Origin of the sequence: Zunongwangia sp. (assembly GCF_048269745.1) — a bacterium.
GTDB lineage: Bacteria > Bacteroidota > Bacteroidia > Flavobacteriales > Flavobacteriaceae > Zunongwangia.
In genome coordinates this window covers 251314-269323 of sequence record NZ_JBLXIB010000003.1, presented here as the reverse complement: position 1 = coordinate 269323, position 18010 = coordinate 251314, and the positions used below count along the sequence as shown (strand labels likewise).

The window sequence follows — 18010 nt, the reverse complement described above, 5'->3', positions numbered from 1 at the left end:
AAAACTAAATAGAAAGTATATAATTAAAACAAGAACCCTAGAGAATGAAAAGACCAATTAAACCTACAATTTACAAGTATAGCCCAGTGTTTCTTTTAATGATTCTGCTGCTGTTCTCATTTTCAAATAATAAAAATGATAATGAACCCAAACCCAAAAGAGCAACTAACGAACCGGTTTTTCTTAGCGCCACATACAAAGGCGAGGATGAGGTTTATAAGAAATACCCACTAAAAGATGGAGAATTCTATAATCCGATACTTCAGGGAACCTATCCTGATCCTGCCATTACCCGAAAAGGAGATGATTATTATATGGTTTGTTCCTCTTTTGCGATGTTTCCAGGTGTGCCTATTTTCCATTCCAAAGACTTGGTAAATTGGACACAGATTGGACATGTGTTAGACAGAACTTCTCAGCTAGACGTGCACAATACAGGAATAAGTCAGGGAGTTTATGCTCCGGGAATTACTTACAATGAAAATAACGATACTTTTTACATGATTACTACTGCATTTGCTGGTGGTTTGGGGAATATTGTCGTAAAAACTAAGGATCCTATGAAAGGTTGGAGTGAACCTTATAAATTAAAGTTTGATGGGATCGATCCTTCTATATTCTTTGATGATAACGGAAAAGCCTATGTGGTGCATAACGATGCGCCAGAAGAAGCACTTTATCAGGGACACCGGGTGATTAAAATCTGGGAATACGATGTGGAGAAGGATCAGATAATTGAAGGAACCGATAAGGTCATCGTAAATGGTGGAGTAGATTTAGCGGATCAACCTATCTGGATCGAAGCACCGCATGTTTATAAAAAAGACGGACTGTATTATTTAATGTGTGCTGAAGGTGGTACAGGTGGTTGGCATAGCGAGGTGATTTTTGTAAGTGACAATCCAAAAGGTCCTTATGAGCCTGCACCAAGCAATCCTATTTTAACCCAGCGTTATTTTCCTAAAGACAGAGAAAATATGGTAGACTGGGCGGGGCATGCCGATTTGGTAAAAGGTCCTAATGATAAATATTATGGTGTTTTTCTAGCCATTCGTCCAAACGAGGCCGGGCAGGTAACAACAGGAAGGGAAACCTTTATTTTACCTGTTGACTGGTCTGGGAAATTCCCTGTTTTTGAAAACGGACTGGTGCCAATAGAGCCAAAACTCAAAATGCCAGAAGGAGTGGAAAACAATACTGGTAAAGATGGATTTTTCCCTAACGGAAACTTTACTTTTACAGATGATTTTCAGGCAGATACTTTGGATTACCGATGGATTGGACTTAGAGGCCCGAGAGAGGATTTTATGAAAAAGACTAAAAATGGACTCCAAATTAAGCCTTTTGAAACTGATATTAATGAACTAGCGCCAACTTCTACATTATTCTATCGCCAGATGCATAAGGATTTTACCTTTATGACTGAGATGAAATACAAGCCTAAATCTTCTGAAGATATGGCGGGAATCACCTGTTACCAGAATGAGCGTTTTAATTATGCTTTTGGAATTACCCGAAAAGATAAGGACTATTACTTGCTTTTGGAAAGAACTGAAAATGGGAAATCTAAAATCGTAGCGAGTAAGAAAATTGATTTGGAAAAACCTATTTCACTTAAAGTACAGGCTCATGGAGATCAATATGAATTTAGCTATGCGCTTGATGGAGAAAATTATGAAAATCTTGGTGGTAAAGTTTCAGGAGATATTCTCTCTACAAATGTAGCTGGAGGTTTTACTGGTGCAATGGTTGGTCTATATGCAACCTCGTCTAATGATGCAATCCCTAATTAATCATATTAAAAATTTAATATTTTGAGAAATTTAAATAAAGCTGTAGCTGTATTAACCATAATTATTGGTTTTACAGCTACAGCTCAAAAACCAATTATTCAAACCAAGTATACTGCAGATCCAGCACCAATGGTATATAATGATACTATATTCCTCTACACTTCACATGATGAGGATGATGCGGAAGGTTTTAAAATGCTGGACTGGCTGCTGTATACATCTACCGATATGGTAAACTGGACAGAGCATGGTGCGGTGGCTTCTCTAAAGGATTTTAGTTGGGCTCCTCAGGATAATGGTGCCTGGGCCGTGCAGTGTATTGAAAGAAACGGTAAATTTTATTTGTATTGCCCAATGCACGGAAGTGGTATCGGAGTTTTGGTTTCAGATAGTCCCTATGGACCATTTAAGGATCCACTGGGCAAACGCTTGATTGATACAGACCATATTTGGAATGATATAGATCCTTCTCCTTTTATCGATGACGATGGGCAGGCTTATCTATATTGGGGAAATCCTGATGTGTATTATGTGAAATTGAATGAAGATATGACCTCAGTTGAAGGAGAAGTTGTGAAAATTGATTCGAAACCTGATAACTATCAGGAAGGTCCTTGGGTATGGAAACATGATAATCATTATTATCTAGGCTATGCTTCTACCTGCTGTCCTGAAGGTTTAGGATATGCTATGAGCGACTCGCCTGAAGGTCCTTGGGAATATAAAGGAATGATCATGGACGCAACAGAGAAAACCAGAGGAAATCATCCGGGAATAATTGAATACAAAGGAAAGTCGTATGCTTTTGGTCATAGTTATGATATTTTAAAAAGTAAAACTTCGACTTTTTATGAAAGACGTTCCGTTGATGCAGACCAGCTTGTTTATAATGAGGATGGAACCATAAAAACTATCCCTTACTGGAATGATAAAGGTCCTGAACAAATTGAAAGCCTAAATCCATTCCATAGAACAGAAGCTGAAACCATTGCCTGGAGCGAAGGTGTAAAAACCAACAAAACTCAGGATAAGATATATGTAACCGCGATTGAAGATGGAGATTATATAATGGTTCAGGGTGCAGATTTTAAAAATGGAGCAACTAAATTCAAGGTTTTTGCTCAGCCAATTTCAGGAGGAACTATTGAGATTCGACTAGATGGAACAGAAGGGCAACTTATAGGTAGCTCTAATATTGAAAAAGAAGTAGGAAATGCCTACAAATTTTATACTTCTAAAGTAGAAAAAGTGCCGGGAGTCCACGATATCTACTTTGTTTTTAAAGGAGGTGATGGCGAGCTATTCAATCTAGATTACTGGGAATTTCAAAAATAAAAATCAAGATTATGAAAATATTCAGCCTGATATGCTGCATGCTTTTAACGGTTTCAATTATTGCTCAGGAAGAAGCATCTGTTAGCAGTCCAGACGGCAAGTTGGAAGTTTCGGTCAAGGTCGAAAACGGAAAACCCTTTTACAGTGTTACTTATAATGAAAAAGACATGTTAGAAAATTCTCCGCTAGGACTCGTGACTAATGAGGGGGATTTTACTTCAAAGATTAAATTGCTAGAGTTTTCAAAAGGTACTACTAGTTTAGAATATAACATAAAGAAGATTAAGCAATCACATGTTTCTTACAAGGCTAATACGCTTACAGTTTCTTTTGCTAATGCTGAAGAAAAGGAAATATCTGTTGTTTTTCAGGTAAGCGATAATGATATAGCCTTTAGGTATGAATTGCCTAAATGGGGAGATACTCGGGCTTGCGTGGTTGAAAAAGAGCTAACTGGATATAATTTTCCCGCAGCAAGTACTTCATTTTTGTCTCCTATGATGCAACCTATGGGAGGTTTTGCCAGAACTGCACCTAGCTACGAGAGTGGTTATTCCGCAGATGCGCAGCTTGAAAGCAATACTTCAGGAACGGGGTATGTTTTTCCAAGCCTTTTTAAAATTGGAGAAAACGGATGGGTTTTACTTTCAGAAACTGGAGTCGGTAGCTTTTATAATGCTTCGCATTTAAGCAGTTTTAAAGATGGAATTTATACTGTAGCATATCCAGATTCGGCACAAAATAATGGTTTTGGTAGTGTTGGTGCTCAAATTGGACTACCGGGACATACGCCTTGGAGAACTATTACGCTTGGGGAAAGTCTTAAGCCTATTGTGGAAACTACTATTCCTTTTGATGTGGTAGATCAGCTTTATGAGCCTTCTCAGGATTATAAATACGGAAAAGGAACCTGGAGTTGGATCGTTTGGCAAGATAACAGTATGAATTATGAAGATCAGGTTAAATATATTGATCTTGCTGCTGCAATGGATTTTGAGTATATTCTTATTGATGCCTGGTGGGATGAAAGAATAGGTTATGAGAAGATGGAAGAACTTATCGATTATGCAGAGTCTAAAGGAGTTTATGTTTTCCTCTGGTATAATTCCAACGGAGTTGCTAACGATGCATTTATGACTCCGCTTAATAAAATGAATACTTCTATAGCCCGAAAAAAAGAAATGAAATGGCTAAAAGAAGCTGGCGTTAAAGGATTGAAAGTAGACTTTTTTGGAGGTGACAAACAGGAAACTATGAAGCTTTATGAAAACATACTTTCTGATGCTAATGATTATGGATTAATGGTTATTTTTCACGGAGCAACACTCCCAAGAGGATGGGAAAAAATGTATCCTAATTTTGTAGGAAGTGAAGCTGTTCTAGCTTCAGAAATGCTCATTTTTTCTCAAGATACAAGAAATAAGGAGGCTTTTTATGCTTCCATGCATCCTTTTAGCCGAAATGCTGTTGCTAGTATGGAATTTGGCGGAATATTGTTGAATAAATATCTCAATAAAGGCAACAAGGAAGGTCAGGAACGGTTAACTACTGATGCTTTCCAACTGGCTACTGGAGTTTTATTTCAGAATCCTGTACAAATGTTTGCATTAACTCCAAATAATTTGGAAGATGTTCCTGAATTTGAACTTGATTTCCTAAGGGAGTTGCCAACTACCTGGGATGAGACGGTATTTATTGATGGGTATCCGGGAAAATTTTCGGTTCTGGCAAGGAGGCATGATCAAAATTGGTATGTGGCCGGAGTTAATGCTGAAAAAAGCGTGAAAAAACTAAAACTGGAACTTCCCATGCTTGCTGGAAAGACAGTGACCCTGTTTTCCGACGATAAGAAAAAAGAAACCTATTCCAAAGAAATTAAAATCCCTTCTAGCGGAAAGATTTCCGTAAATATTCAGCCAAATGGCGGATTTGTAATTAAAAATTAATCAATTTATGAGGTGGTCATTTAATGTATTGATGCTGTGTAGTGTTTTGGGAACTTCATTCCTGAATGCACAAAATCCCATTATTCAAACTTCTTATACGGCAGATCCTGCACCAATGGTGCACGATGATAAATTGTATTTGTATACCAGTCACGATGAGGATAATTCAACATGGTTTACTATGGACGACTGGCGATTGTACACGACTGATGATATGGTAAACTGGACCGATCACGGAGCAGTTTTGGAATACACAGATTTTGATTGGGCCCTCAAGAATGCCTGGGCACCGGCCGCCATAGAACGTGATGGTAAATTTTACATTTATGTACCTATAACAGACCGTAGCAATCAAAATGGGATTGGAGTGGCAGTGAGCGACAGTCCTTATGGACCATTTATTGATCCTTTAGGGAAGCCTTTGGTTTCCGAAAGTAATGCAGATATCGACCCAGCGGTTTTTATTGATGATGATGGTCAAGCCTATATGTTTTGGGGGAATCCTGAGTGTTATTTTGTAAAGCTCAATGAAGACATGATCTCTACAAAAGGGGATATTCAAAAAATTCCAAACACTATTGAAGCTTTTGGTAAAAGGAAAGGCGAAAAGAACGAGCGCCGACCTACTACCTATGAGGAAGGTCCTTGGGTTTATAAACGTAATGATATTTATTATCTGTTTTTTGCAGCTGGTCCGATACCTGAACATATTGGATATTCTACCAGTAAAAGTATAACTGGTCCCTGGAAGTATCAGGGTGAATTGATGCCTACGGAAGGCGGTAGTTTTACAAATCATCCCGGGATTGTAGATTATAAAGGCAAAACTTATTTCTTTTATCATAATGCTGGTTTGCCGGGTGGTAGCGGATTTACACGTTCAGTTTGTGTGCAGGAATTAAAATTTAATAGTGACGGTACCATAGAACAGATGAATATGACTAGTGGAATAAAGGAGTCTTTAAAAAAACTAAATCCGTATCGCAAAACAGAAGCTGAAACCATTGCCTGGTCTGAAGGTTTTAAAGCACAATCAAATGATGTGGTGGGGAACTTTGTAACCGCGATGAAAGACGGGGCTTATATTCAGGTAAAAGCAGTAGATTTTGGAAAAACCTCTCCAAAATCCGTTACCGCCAGAATTGGAAGTGTTCATAATAACAATGTTTCTATGGAAATTCGAACAGATTCCAAAGATGGTAAGCTTTTAGCCACTTTAGATGTTCCTTTAACCGGTGGGAATGATCGCTGGAAATTGGTTACTGCTGAAGTAGAAGAACTAACCGGCGTACATGATTTGTTTTTTGTAGTAAAGGGTAAAGCTCCAACACAGCTTATGTTTTTCGATTACTGGATGTTTTCAAAATAAGTATAATTCATCGTTATGAAAGAACTTTTCTATACACTGGTTTTTTTAATATTTTTTAACCGGATTGCGGCGCAGGAGATAGTGGTTTCTTCACCTAATGAACTTATTAAGGTAGAATTACATCAACCTGATGAGGCCGATGAAAACTGGTATTTTAAAGTTTTTTATAATGAATCTTCTTCGGAAGAAGCCTTAATTCCTAAAATTGAACTGGGGCTTGCAAGAAACGATGGAAATTTCTCTTCCAATCTTAAACTTCGGAAAAGCAGCGAGATAAAAAGTATTGCTGAAACCTATAATCTTGTTCATGGCAAGAGATCCTCAACAAGCAATGCTGCCAGAGAAGTCACATTTTATTTCCGCAATGATAGCGGTAAAAAAATGAATACCGTACTTAGAGTTTATAATGATGGAGTAGCTTTTCGTTATGAATTTCCTGATAAAGAAGGGAATTTCAGTATGGATAATGAGTTTACAGCCTATTCGATACCTGTAGAAGCAACGCGTTGGTTGGAGAAATGGAATCCTGCTAACGAGGGATTATATCAGCAAATGCAGGGAGATAGTTTACAGGGGGAATGGGGATATCCAGCGCTTTTTCATGATCGTGATACCATAGGCTGGTATCTTATCCATGAAGCTAATCTTAATCGCACTTACGCGGGTACAAAACTCAGTAATACAAAAGATATCAACACCTATAATCTGGTATTTCCAAATCCAGGTGATGGTCGCGGTACAGGAAAATCGAAACCAGATATCAGTACGCCATGGCAATCACCTTGGCGCATTATAATAATCGGTAATTTGGCTAGAGTGACTGAATCAACGCTGGTTACCGATGTGTCTGATCCTGTTAAACTGAAAGATACCGACTGGATTGAACCTGGTTTGGTTTCCTGGAATTACTGGTCTAGTAACCATGGGACTAAAGACTATCAAATCGTAAAAAAATTTTCTGATTTGGCCGAAAAAATGGGGTGGAAATATACGCTTTTGGATTGGGAATGGGATGCTATGGGGAATGGGGGAAATCTGGAGGATGCCACAGCTTATATCAATAAATTAGGAGTTAAACCACTTATCTGGTATAATTCGGGTGGCGATCATACTTGGGTTCCCGCTACACCGAAAGACCGAATGCTTACGCATGAAAATCGCGTACAAGAATTTACCAAACTTAATGAACTGGACATCGCCGGAATAAAAGTTGATTTTTTTGAAAGTGAAAAGCAAAATATGATCAATTACTATCTTGATATTGTAGAAGATGCCGCCGATTTTAATTTATTGGTTTATTTTCATGGTAGTCTGGTACCAAGGGGGTGGAGCAGAACGTATCCAAATTTGATGACTTATGAAGCTGTTCGTGGTGCGGAATGGTACAATAATGTTCCCACGTTTACTATGAATGCCCCACAGCATAATACTATTTTACCATTTACTAGGAATGTGGTAGGACCAATGGATTATACTCCGGTAACTTTTACCAATTCGCAATATCCGCATGTTACTTCTTATGGGCATGAGCTGGCTCTGGGGATATTGTTCGAGTCTGGATTACAGCATTTAGCAGATAGGCCAGAGGGGTATTATTCCCTTCCAGAAGAGGTGATTGTTATTTTGAAGAAACTACCTGCAGCTTGGGATGACACTAAATTTATCTATGGTTATCCGGGAAAAAATGCAGCGCTGGCAAGGCGTAAAGAACAAAGCTGGTATATGGCAGGCATTAGTTCAGAGCTTCGGGAAACCGAAAAGACGATTGCTTTGGAATTTTTAAAAACTGGAATTGAATATCAGCTAAAGCTGGTTCAGGATGGGGAGCATGACAAAGCATTTAAAATCAGTGATGGAAAAGTGACTTCGGAGGATATATTAAAAGTAAAACTTTTGAGAAGAGGAGGATTTATAGCCGTATTTGAACCAATAAAATCACTTACAAAATGATATTAAAAGGCTAATTATATTTTACGACCCTGGGTTTATTCGATAATAGAGTTAAATGCTCAGGGGGTTGCGCTTAGGTAGTTTTGGATTTAGGAATTTTAAATGAAGGATATTGAAAATTGTTTTGCTCTTTGATAATGATCTTAGGGAGGTGGATTGCGAATAATTAAAGATTTAAATATGATCGTCATAAAAAAAATAAAGGCAGTAATTCTTTTCGGTGTATTTGGTTTCAGTTTTTTAAAAGTGAGTGCACAGGAAAAACTATACACCAATGAATTTCCGCTGGAGAATGTCACTCTCCTCGATGGCAAATTCAAGAATGCCCGTGATCTTAATATGTCGGTTTTACTAGAATATGATGTAGACCGTTTGCTTGCGCCTTACCGAAAAGAAGCCGGTCTGGAACCAAGAAAACCCTCTTATCCCAATTGGGAAGGACTAGATGGTCATATTGGCGGTCATTATCTTTCAGCTCTTGCTATGAATTATGCAGCTACCGATAATCAGGAATTTTTAGCGCGAATGAATTATATGCTGAAAGAACTACGGGAATGCCAACTCGCTAATACAAAAAAACATCCGGAATGGGGTGTAGGCTATGTAGGTGGTTTTCCTAATAGTGCAGCATTATGGTCTTCCTTTAAAAAAGGAAATTTTGAGAAGTATAATTCTGCCTGGGCTCCTTTCTACAATTTACATAAAATGTATGCTGGTTTAAGAGATGCCTGGCTTTATGCGGATAGTGAGGAAGCTAAAGAAATGTTTCTTGATTTTTGTGACTGGGGTATAACACTTACTGAAGATCTTTCTCATGAGCAAATGCAATCTGTGCTGAACATGGAACATGGTGGTATGCCTGAAGTTTATGCCGATGCCTATCAAATAACCGGGGAGAAGAAATATCTGGAAGCCGCTAAAAGGTATTCTCATGAGCAGGTACTTAATCCTTTGTCTAAGGGCATCGATAACTTAGATAACAAACATGCGAATACACAAATACCAAAATTTGTAGGATTTGAGCGTATTGCTGAGATGGATGGAGATGAAAAATTTGCTAAAGCCGGAAGTTATTTTTGGGAAACGGTTACTAGAAACCGTAGCCTAGCATTTGGTGGCAACAGCAGAAAAGAACATTTTCCCAGTAAATCGGCCAGTATTGATTACATAAACGAAGACGATGGTCCCGAGTCTTGTAATTCATATAATATGCTGAAGTTAACCGAAGACCTCTTTCGAGTAAATCCTGAGGCGAAATATGCCGATTATTACGAAATAACATTATACAACCATATACTTTCAACCCAGCATCCGCAGCATGGAGGCTATGTTTATTTTACCCCAGCTCGGCCACGCCATTATCGAATCTATTCTGCGCCTGAAGAGGCGATGTGGTGTTGTGTGGGAACCGGAATGGAAAACCATGGAAAATACAATCAGTTTATCTACACCCATCAGGGAGATTCTTTATATGTAAATTTATTTATTCCTTCAGAATTGAACTGGGAAAAACAGGGCGTAAAAATAAGACAGGAAACCAATTTTCCTTCTGAAGAGGGTACAAAGCTTAAAATTACTGAAGGTGCCGCTGAATTTCCCTTATTTGTTCGCTATCCGGGATGGGTTAAAGAGGGAGAGATGAAAATCAAGATCAATTCTGAAGAAATTAAAATAATGGGTAAGCCTTCTTCTTACGTTAAAATAGATAGAAACTGGCAAAAAGGGGATATTGTTGAAGTGACTCTTCCTATGCATAATCGCATGGAAAAGCTCCCGAATGTTTCTCAATATGTTGCATTTTTTCATGGGCCGATATTATTAGGAGCTCCATCGGGAACTGAAGATCTAAAAGGGCTTATCGCAGATGATAGTCGTTTTGGACAATATCCTTCCGGAAGACGCTTACCCATTAATGAAGCGCCTATTCTACTTGCAGATCATATTGAAGAACTTCCTGAAAATCTGGAATCCGTAGAAAATGAGCCCCTTCATTTCAGAATTAATGCTAAAATGAAAAATCCCATCAATGCTGATTTACAGCCTTTTTATAAGATCCACGATTCCCGGTATATTATGTACTGGCTGGCACTGACTCCAGAAGAATACGGAAGCTATAGCGATTCTCTTGCAAATATCGAAGCTAAGAAACTGGCGCTGGAACAACGTACCATAGATTATGTAGCTACAGGTGAACAACAGCCGGAGAGTGATCATTTTATGGAGAAGAAGAACTCCAGAACCGGTAATAACAGGGATGAATTTTGGAGAAGCGCTCATGGAGATGGTCATTTCAGCTATAAAATGAAAACCAATAAGGAAACTGATCTTAGCCTGATGCTTAGATATTTTGGATTTGAATGGGGGGATAAGCGTTTTGATATTTATATTGATGATGAGAAACTTACTTCAGTAAATACTAAAGAACATACTAGAATAAGTCAGTTTCAGGAAATGAGCTATGAAATTCCTGATTCGATGCTTGAAGGTAAAAATAGTATAAGAGTAAAGTTTCAATCTAAAGAAGGAAGTGCAACCAGTGAAATCTATTTTGTGAGATTAATCAGGAATCAATAAAAATAGATAGAGATATAAAGGTTTTGAGGTATTAGTATTGCCCTTGTTGAGATAGAATTATAAAAGATTTTTAGAAAAATCCTCTCACAAAAACTTTTGTTTTAAAAGATAAAAAATAACCAATGATGATCGTAAGAAAATTTAGTATTCTAATTAGCTGTTTGCTTTTTTCTATTCAAGGTTTTACGCAGCAAAAATCGATTAACCCGATAATTCATGCTGACGTGCCGGATCTTTCCATGATTCGAGTGGGAGACAATTATTATATGAGCAGTACCACGATGCATATGAGCCCTGGAGTACCCATCATGAAATCTAAAGACCTCACGAATTGGAAAATTGTAAACTATGCTTATGATATCTTAGATGATACCGATGCGCTAAATATGGAAAACGGCAAAAATGCCTATGGTAAGGGGTCTTGGGCCAGTAGTTTAAGATATCATAAAGGCATTTACTACGTTTCGACTTTTTCTAGTACTACCGGAAAAACCTATATCTATACTACTAAGGATATTGAGAATGGAGCATGGGAAAAGCATTCCTTTAAACCAAGTTTTCATGACAATACGTTGTTTTTTGATGATGATGGTAAAATTTATATGATCTATGCTGCGGGTGAACTTAGAATTGTTCAATTAAAAAATGACCTTTCTGGTCCTGTTCCTGGTAGCGAAAAGATTTTGATTGAGAATGCGAGTGCACCTGCCGGAAATAATATTATGTTAAAGGCAGAAGGCTCTCAGCTATTCAAGATAAATGGTAAATATTATTTATTTAATATAACCTGGCCACAGGGAAGCATGCGAACTGTTGTTATTCATCGTGCGGACAATATCATGGGACCTTACGAAGGAGAACTGGCTTTACAGGATAAAGGTGTGGCACAAGGAGGTTTAATAGATACTCCTTCAGGTGACTGGTATGCATATTTATTCCGGGATAATGGAGCGGTAGGCAGAATTCCTTATCTCGTTCCGGTTAAATGGGAGAATGACTGGCCTATATTGGGTGAAGATGGCAAAGTTCCTATGGAGCTTGATCTTCCTGCTAACAAAAGTCTCATTCCAGATATTGTAAATTCTGATGATTTTAGTAGAAACAAAAACGATAAAAAATTGCCATTGGTTTGGCAATGGAACCATAATCCACAAAATGATTTATGGAGTTTTGATGAGCGTGAAGGTTATCTAAGGCTTACCACAGGGAGGATTGATACATCTTTTATAACCACCAGAAATACATTGACTCAACGTACCATTGGGCCTAAGAGTACAGGAGAAACTTCGTTAGATCTTTCTGGACTAAAAAATGGTGATATTGCTGGTTTTGGTGTGCTTCAGGATAAATATGGTTATGTAGCGGTTAAGTTAGAAAATGGTAAAAAAAGCATTCAAATGGTTAAGGGACGTGATGGAAAAGTGATAGAAGAAATTCCCTATAATGGAAACGATATATGCTTTAAAATTACCTGTGACTTTAAAAATCGAAAAGACATCGCACGCTTTTATTATTCTGAAAATGGCGAAAACTGGAAAGAAATTGGAGAACCTTTAAAAATGGAATATACCCTAGGACAATTTATGGGATATCGATACGCGCTGTTTAACTATGCTACCAAGATCGCCGGGGGTTATGCCGATTTTGATTATTTCAGTATCGATGATGAAATTAAATAATATTCAACTAAACCAACCATTATGAAAAATCAACGACCAATTTTTTACAAGTTTGCGAATATCGGGTTGTTGTTTGTTTTTAGTTTATTTTTTGAAATAAACTTTACAAACGCACAGGAGCTTAAAGTTAATGATCTGGGATATTTTGAAAAACAAGGTGTTAATATTCTTGTTTTTAGTAATGAGTATAATGGAATGTTTTTTGACGAAAAAACAGCAGGTATTGAATTAATTCAACATGGAGAACGTACAGCTACTGGTGGAGCAGTTCGCCTTCAGAATACTCCAGAACAGTGGGATTTGGTGCCAAAACTGGTAGATCGTAAGGTAGATAAGGAAAATAACAGTATCGAAATAAAATTGCTTTATGAGGAATTCAATTTTTATTCAAGAGTAAGGGTGAGTTCAAAGGGTAAAGGTGTTGAAATTAATGTTTTTCTAGACGAGCCTCTTCCTGAAAAACTGAAAGGAATGGCGGGTTTTAATTTGGAGTTTTTACCTGCTGCTTATTTTGAGAAAGCATATCTTGTTGATGGAACTCCATATGTTTTTCCACTCTATCCTTCAGGAAATACTAAAATTAAATCTGCCGATGAAAAAATTCGTCAGTTTGCAGATCATAATACATTTGACGATCGTGGAAGGAATGAATATATAGCACCAGAGCCTTTAGCCTCAGGGAATAAAATAGTTTTGGCTCCTGAAGATCCTAAAAACCTTATAAAAATTGAATCTAAAGAAACTAAAATTAGTTTATTTGACGGTCGGAATCTTGCACAGAATGGATGGTTTATAGTAAGAAGTGTATTTCCAAAAGATAAAACCGGAAATGTACTTTCTTGGTATATTGAGCCTAATGCACCGAAAAACTGGAAACGAGACCCCGTAATTGGTTTTTCCCAAGTAGGCTATCTTCCAGAGCAACAAAAAGTAGCGGTTATAGAATTGGATAAAAATGATGTTCCTTTAAAATCGGCTACTCTTTATAAGATTAATTCTAATGGTGAATATGTTAAGAAGTTTGAAGGAGAAGTAAAAGAATGGGGAAAATTTATGCGTTATAATTATGGGCAGTTTGATTTCTCTTCAGTAAAAGAGCCAGGATTGTACATGATTGAATATGAAAATGAAAGAACAAATGTATTCCCTATTAAACAAAATGTATATCATGACATTTGGCACTCTACGCTAGATGTTTGGTTTCCCGTAGCTATGGACCATATGGAGGTAAATGAAGCTTACAGAACCTGGCACGGAGTTCCATTCTTAGATGATGCATTACAAGCACCTTTAAATCAAGAGCATTTTGATGGATATAGTATGGGTGATACTACTGATACCAAGTATAAACCTTATGAACATATTCCAGGTTTAAGTGTTGGTGGATGGTTTGATGCTGGGGATTTTGATATTCAAACTGGTTCTCATTGTAATACCATTTTATCACTAGTATCCACTTGGGAGAAATTTGGCATCGATCGAGATGAGACTTATATAAATCAAAAAAACCGCTATGTAGATATTCACCGACCTGATGGTACACCAGATCTTTTACAACAAATAGAGCATGGAACGCTTAATTTAGTAGCTCAGGTGAGAAATATAGGACATCCCGTTCGAGGAATTATTGTTCCGAAGCTTCATCAGTACCATCATTTAGGAGATGCTTCCACTGAAACGGATAATCTTCTGTATGACCCAAATATGAAACCATTTGAAAAAAATGAAAAATATAGCGGAAGAATGGACGACCGTTGGGCGTTTACTGAAAGACGTGCATATCTGGATTATTATACTTCAGCAGCCCTAGCCGCAGCAAGCAGAAGCCTAAAAAAATATAATGATACATTAGCTGAGAGTTCTCTCCAATATGCTAAAAAGTTATGGGAAGAGCGTAAATATATGAAAGAAGTTGATACTTCGCGATTTACTTCTAGATGGAGTAGCAGTTTATTAAATTCGGCAGCACTTCAGTTGTATATTACCACTAAAGAGGAGCAGTATGCAAAAACCTTTAAAGACTCTATCTGGGGCAGTTTAGAAACCCCCGAAATGTTAGGAATGACCCTTGCACTAGAAGCAGTCCCTTATATGGATGCAGCTTATAAAAATAAGCTTCGAGATTATATTGTGAAGTTTAAGAATATGAATGAAAAATATGCTGAAGAGAATCCTTACGGTGTTCCAATTACCGGAAAAGGTTGGGGCGGAAATGGACAAATAGTAAACTGGGCGACCACAAACTATTTTGCGCATCAATACTTTCCTGATATTATAAGTGCTGAAAATATGTATAAAGGATTGAATTATATATTTGGATGCCACCCTTATTCCAACATTTCCTTTGTTTCGGGAGTAGGTACACGCTCCAAAAAAGTTACCTACGGAAATAATAGAGCAGATTTTAGCTTCATTGCTGGAGGAATTGTACCGGGATTGTTGCTTTTACAGCCAGATTTTCCCGAAAATAAAGAAAATTGGCCTTTTCTATGGGGAGAGAATGAGGTAACTGTGGGCGGAAGTGCTGATTATATTTTGTTGGGAGTTGCTGCTGGAAAACTTTCCAATTCAACTAATTAATATTGAAAAAAATGAGTCCTAAATTAAATTATACTTTTCTGTTTGGAATTTTATTTCTTATAACTGATAGTTTTGCACAAAATCCTCTGATTCATGATCAGTTTACTGCAGATCCAACTGCCCGAGTTTTTGAAGGAAAAATTTATGTTTTTCCTTCTCATGATATCGTTCCTCCCGAAGGAGAAGGCCGTAAAGATTGGTTTAATATGTCCGATTATCATGTTTTTTCCTCTTCTAACCTGACTAATTGGGAGGATCACGGGGTAATAGTGAGCCAAGATGAGGTAGATTGGGTAGCTTCAGATTCTTACAGCATGTGGGCTCCAGATTGTGTAGAGAAAAATAGCAAATATTATTTTTACTTCCCATCAATGCCTAAGAATAACGTAAATACCAAAGGGTTTGCAATAGGTGTCGCTGTGGCTCAAAAGCCTGAAGGCCCCTACAAAATTGAAGAGAAACCTATTGATGGAGTTAATGGTATCGATCCGAATGTTTTTATCGATAAAGATGGTACAGCCTATTTGTATTGGTCTGCTCGCAACTTCTATGTAGCAAAGTTGAAAGACAATATGAAAGAATTAGCTGAAGAACCTGTAGAGATTCTTAATTTGCCTACTGAAGGATTAAAAGAAGGCCCGTTTGTTTTTGAAAGAAACGGTACTTATTATTTAACTTATCCGCATGTAGCTAATAAAACAGAACGATTGGAGTATGCAACTGCTCCTTCACCTACTGGACCGTTTGAAGTTCAAGGAGTAATTATGGATGAATCTCCATCAGGATGTTGGACAAATCACCATTCTATCGTTAATTATAAGAGTCAGTGGTACCTTTTTTATCACCATAATGATTATTCTCCAGAATTTGATAAACTTAGATCAATTAGAGCAGATAGTTTATCTTTTGATACCACTGGTAAAATCAATAAAGTGAAACCTACTCTGCGAGGTGTTGGAGTAGTTAAGGCAACAGATAAAATTCAATTAGACCGATATAGCGCAAAAAGTGAAGATGCAAAAATTGCTTTCAATAATCAAGAATATTCGTTTGAAGGCTGGCATGTGGTGCTAAATCATACTGGCAGTTGGGTTAGGTTTAATTTCGTAGAAATGGAAAAAGATCTAGATACAATACAGTTAAGAATGGCTGCGGAAACTGATGGAATTTTAGAAATGAGGTTTGATGATAAAAATCGTACTTTACTTTCAAAAGTGCCTTTCTCAAAAACAGAAGGATTCAATACTTTAGAAATAAAGCTTAAAAAATATCAATCTGGAAAGCACAATATCTTGCTATTACTGAAAAGTGGCAAGGTGAAAATTGATTGGTTAAGCTTTAAATAAAGATTGGATATAAGAGGAGTCTCCAATTTCAACAAACAAAAGCTATTTTGAAAATAATTTGTGTTTTCTAATTATTAGAGGAGTTTTAGATAAAATTAAAAAATTATATACAAAAAAGCCCTGAATTTCAGGGCTTTTTTTGTTTTCGATAGATCGAAAATTATTTTTTAGATTCAGCAATAGAAACTTTACGGAATTCTTTTAAAAGTTTTTCTAAAGCTAAAGAAGATTTTCTTGCTCTTGTCCCCGCACTTTTATTTCCACTTTCTAATTGTGTGTTAGCATCAGATTGAAATGATTCAAAAGTGTTTTGGATGTTTTCGATTAATTCTTTCATAGTTAAAATTTGATTTTGAATTAGCGAAAATATAAGAATATTTTGAAACTACTTAATTTTAGGCTCATTTTTGAGCGTTATAATTATTTTAGTTAGGTTTTGTGTCAGATTAAATAATGAATACTGGTAAGAATAACTAATTTTATAAATTAAATATTAGTTATTCATTAAGTTCCTATTGAGATAACTTTTTTTAAACTTAAAAAAGTAAAATATCATAAAAAAGAATAATACAGTGGATTTAATTGTGAATCTGATTATAAAATTATCCAGCATTTATTGTTAAGCGTTTACTAGTTTTCTTTTTAAAATCAGTTCTCCATTGTTCACTATTGAAATGATACCGTTCTTGAAATGAAGCTGTTTCCCAATGCATCATCAATGCATAATTTTGCTCTAGTACTAAAGCTTTGTTGAGGTCACCAATTTCAGTAAGTTCTGTTATAATTTCATGAATTATTAAGTATTCATTATTTTCTTTTGTACCTCCAAAACTGAATTGTAATTTTTCACGATTTTTGATTAAGGGATGCTTTTTAAATTTTTCAATAGGATTTAAATTTTTCATCATTCTGATTGCATTTTGAGAAGGAAATTCGATAGCCCAATTTGATAGAATAGCGTTAATTAAGTTTTGTTGAAATTCTAACTCATTTCCAATTCTTTTTTGTTGTGTAGCTAGCTTAAACCAATTTTCACTCAGTTCTCCAAAACTATTGGTACTCTGCTTATAAAATTTAATAGCTTTTTCGGGATTATTTTGTTTTAATTGTTCATTTCCTTTATGTAAAAAATTTAAAACAAATTGCTCATCATTAATTTCATTTTCACCCCAATCAAAATTATTTACTCGATACCATTCTAGAAATTTATTTAAATTTGAAAATCTTGGAACAATAATTCCTTCATCATGAATCATTTCGAAAACTGTAGGTTCTTGATTTTCTTTACCAAATTCCCAATAAAGCCCAAAATAATCTCCATTTCCTAAGCTAGCTTCAGCAAATTTCAAAAAACCGTTTGGGGGGTACGTTCCAACTTCTATATTAAAATCTGTCGAGATTTGATTTATATTTTCAGGTAGTTTCATTTTCTATTTAT

General features: G+C 36.5%; 11 protein-coding genes. 9 read left to right on the top strand and 2 right to left on the bottom strand.

Going from position 1 to position 18010, the window contains the following annotated elements; translation table 11 throughout:
- Positions 1–44 precede the first annotated feature (44 nt).
- The 9 genes from ACN0WI_RS05990 (at position 45) to ACN0WI_RS05950 (ending at position 16572) form a co-directional block, all read left to right on the top strand.
- Positions 45–1793 carry a glycoside hydrolase family 43 protein gene (locus ACN0WI_RS05990; RefSeq protein ID WP_417885741.1) on the top strand — a complete coding sequence of 583 codons (1749 nt, stop codon included), beginning with the start codon at positions 45–47 and terminating at the stop codon, positions 1791–1793.
- A 21-nt stretch (positions 1794–1814) separates the two neighbouring features.
- Complete coding sequence (locus tag ACN0WI_RS05985) at positions 1815–3128, top strand: glycoside hydrolase family 43 protein (RefSeq protein ID WP_417885740.1); 1314 nt, start codon at positions 1815–1817, stop codon at positions 3126–3128.
- A gap of 11 nt (positions 3129–3139) precedes the next feature.
- The gene (locus tag ACN0WI_RS05980; RefSeq protein ID WP_417885738.1) at positions 3140–5074 is read left to right on the top strand and encodes a glycoside hydrolase family 97 catalytic domain-containing protein; all 1935 of its coding nucleotides are present in this window, start codon (positions 3140–3142) and stop codon (positions 5072–5074) included.
- Between the two features lie 7 nt (positions 5075–5081).
- Entirely contained in the window at positions 5082–6443 is a 1362-nt protein-coding gene (locus ACN0WI_RS05975) for a glycoside hydrolase family 43 protein (protein ID WP_417885737.1), read from the top strand.
- A 15-nt stretch (positions 6444–6458) separates the two neighbouring features.
- A complete protein-coding gene (locus ACN0WI_RS05970) occupies positions 6459–8393 on the top strand; it encodes a glycoside hydrolase family 97 catalytic domain-containing protein (RefSeq protein ID WP_417885736.1) in 1935 nt (644 codons plus the stop codon).
- Between the two features lie 180 nt (positions 8394–8573).
- On the top strand, positions 8574–10967 hold the full coding sequence (locus ACN0WI_RS05965; protein ID WP_417885735.1) for a beta-L-arabinofuranosidase domain-containing protein: 2394 nt from the start codon (positions 8574–8576) through the stop codon (positions 10965–10967).
- A gap of 122 nt (positions 10968–11089) precedes the next feature.
- Positions 11090–12646 carry a glycoside hydrolase 43 family protein gene (locus ACN0WI_RS05960; RefSeq protein WP_417885734.1) on the top strand — a complete coding sequence of 519 codons (1557 nt, stop codon included), beginning with the start codon at positions 11090–11092 and terminating at the stop codon, positions 12644–12646.
- Between the two features lie 21 nt (positions 12647–12667).
- The gene (locus tag ACN0WI_RS05955; protein ID WP_417885733.1) at positions 12668–15226 is read left to right on the top strand and encodes a glycoside hydrolase family 9 protein; all 2559 of its coding nucleotides are present in this window, start codon (positions 12668–12670) and stop codon (positions 15224–15226) included.
- An 11-nt stretch (positions 15227–15237) separates the two neighbouring features.
- Positions 15238–16572 carry a family 43 glycosylhydrolase gene (locus ACN0WI_RS05950; protein ID WP_417885732.1) on the top strand — a complete coding sequence of 445 codons (1335 nt, stop codon included), beginning with the start codon at positions 15238–15240 and terminating at the stop codon, positions 16570–16572.
- Positions 16573–16732: 160 nt separating this feature from the next.
- Here the strand turns inward: ACN0WI_RS05950 and ACN0WI_RS05945 are convergent, their stop codons facing one another.
- On the bottom strand, positions 16733–16909 hold the full coding sequence (locus ACN0WI_RS05945) for a histone H1 (protein WP_417885731.1): 177 nt from the start codon (positions 16907–16909) through the stop codon (positions 16733–16735).
- Between the two features lie 265 nt (positions 16910–17174).
- On the bottom strand, positions 17175–17999 hold the full coding sequence (locus tag ACN0WI_RS05940) for a hypothetical protein (RefSeq protein ID WP_417885730.1): 825 nt from the start codon (positions 17997–17999) through the stop codon (positions 17175–17177).
- Between the last annotated feature and the right edge of the window lie 11 nt (positions 18000–18010).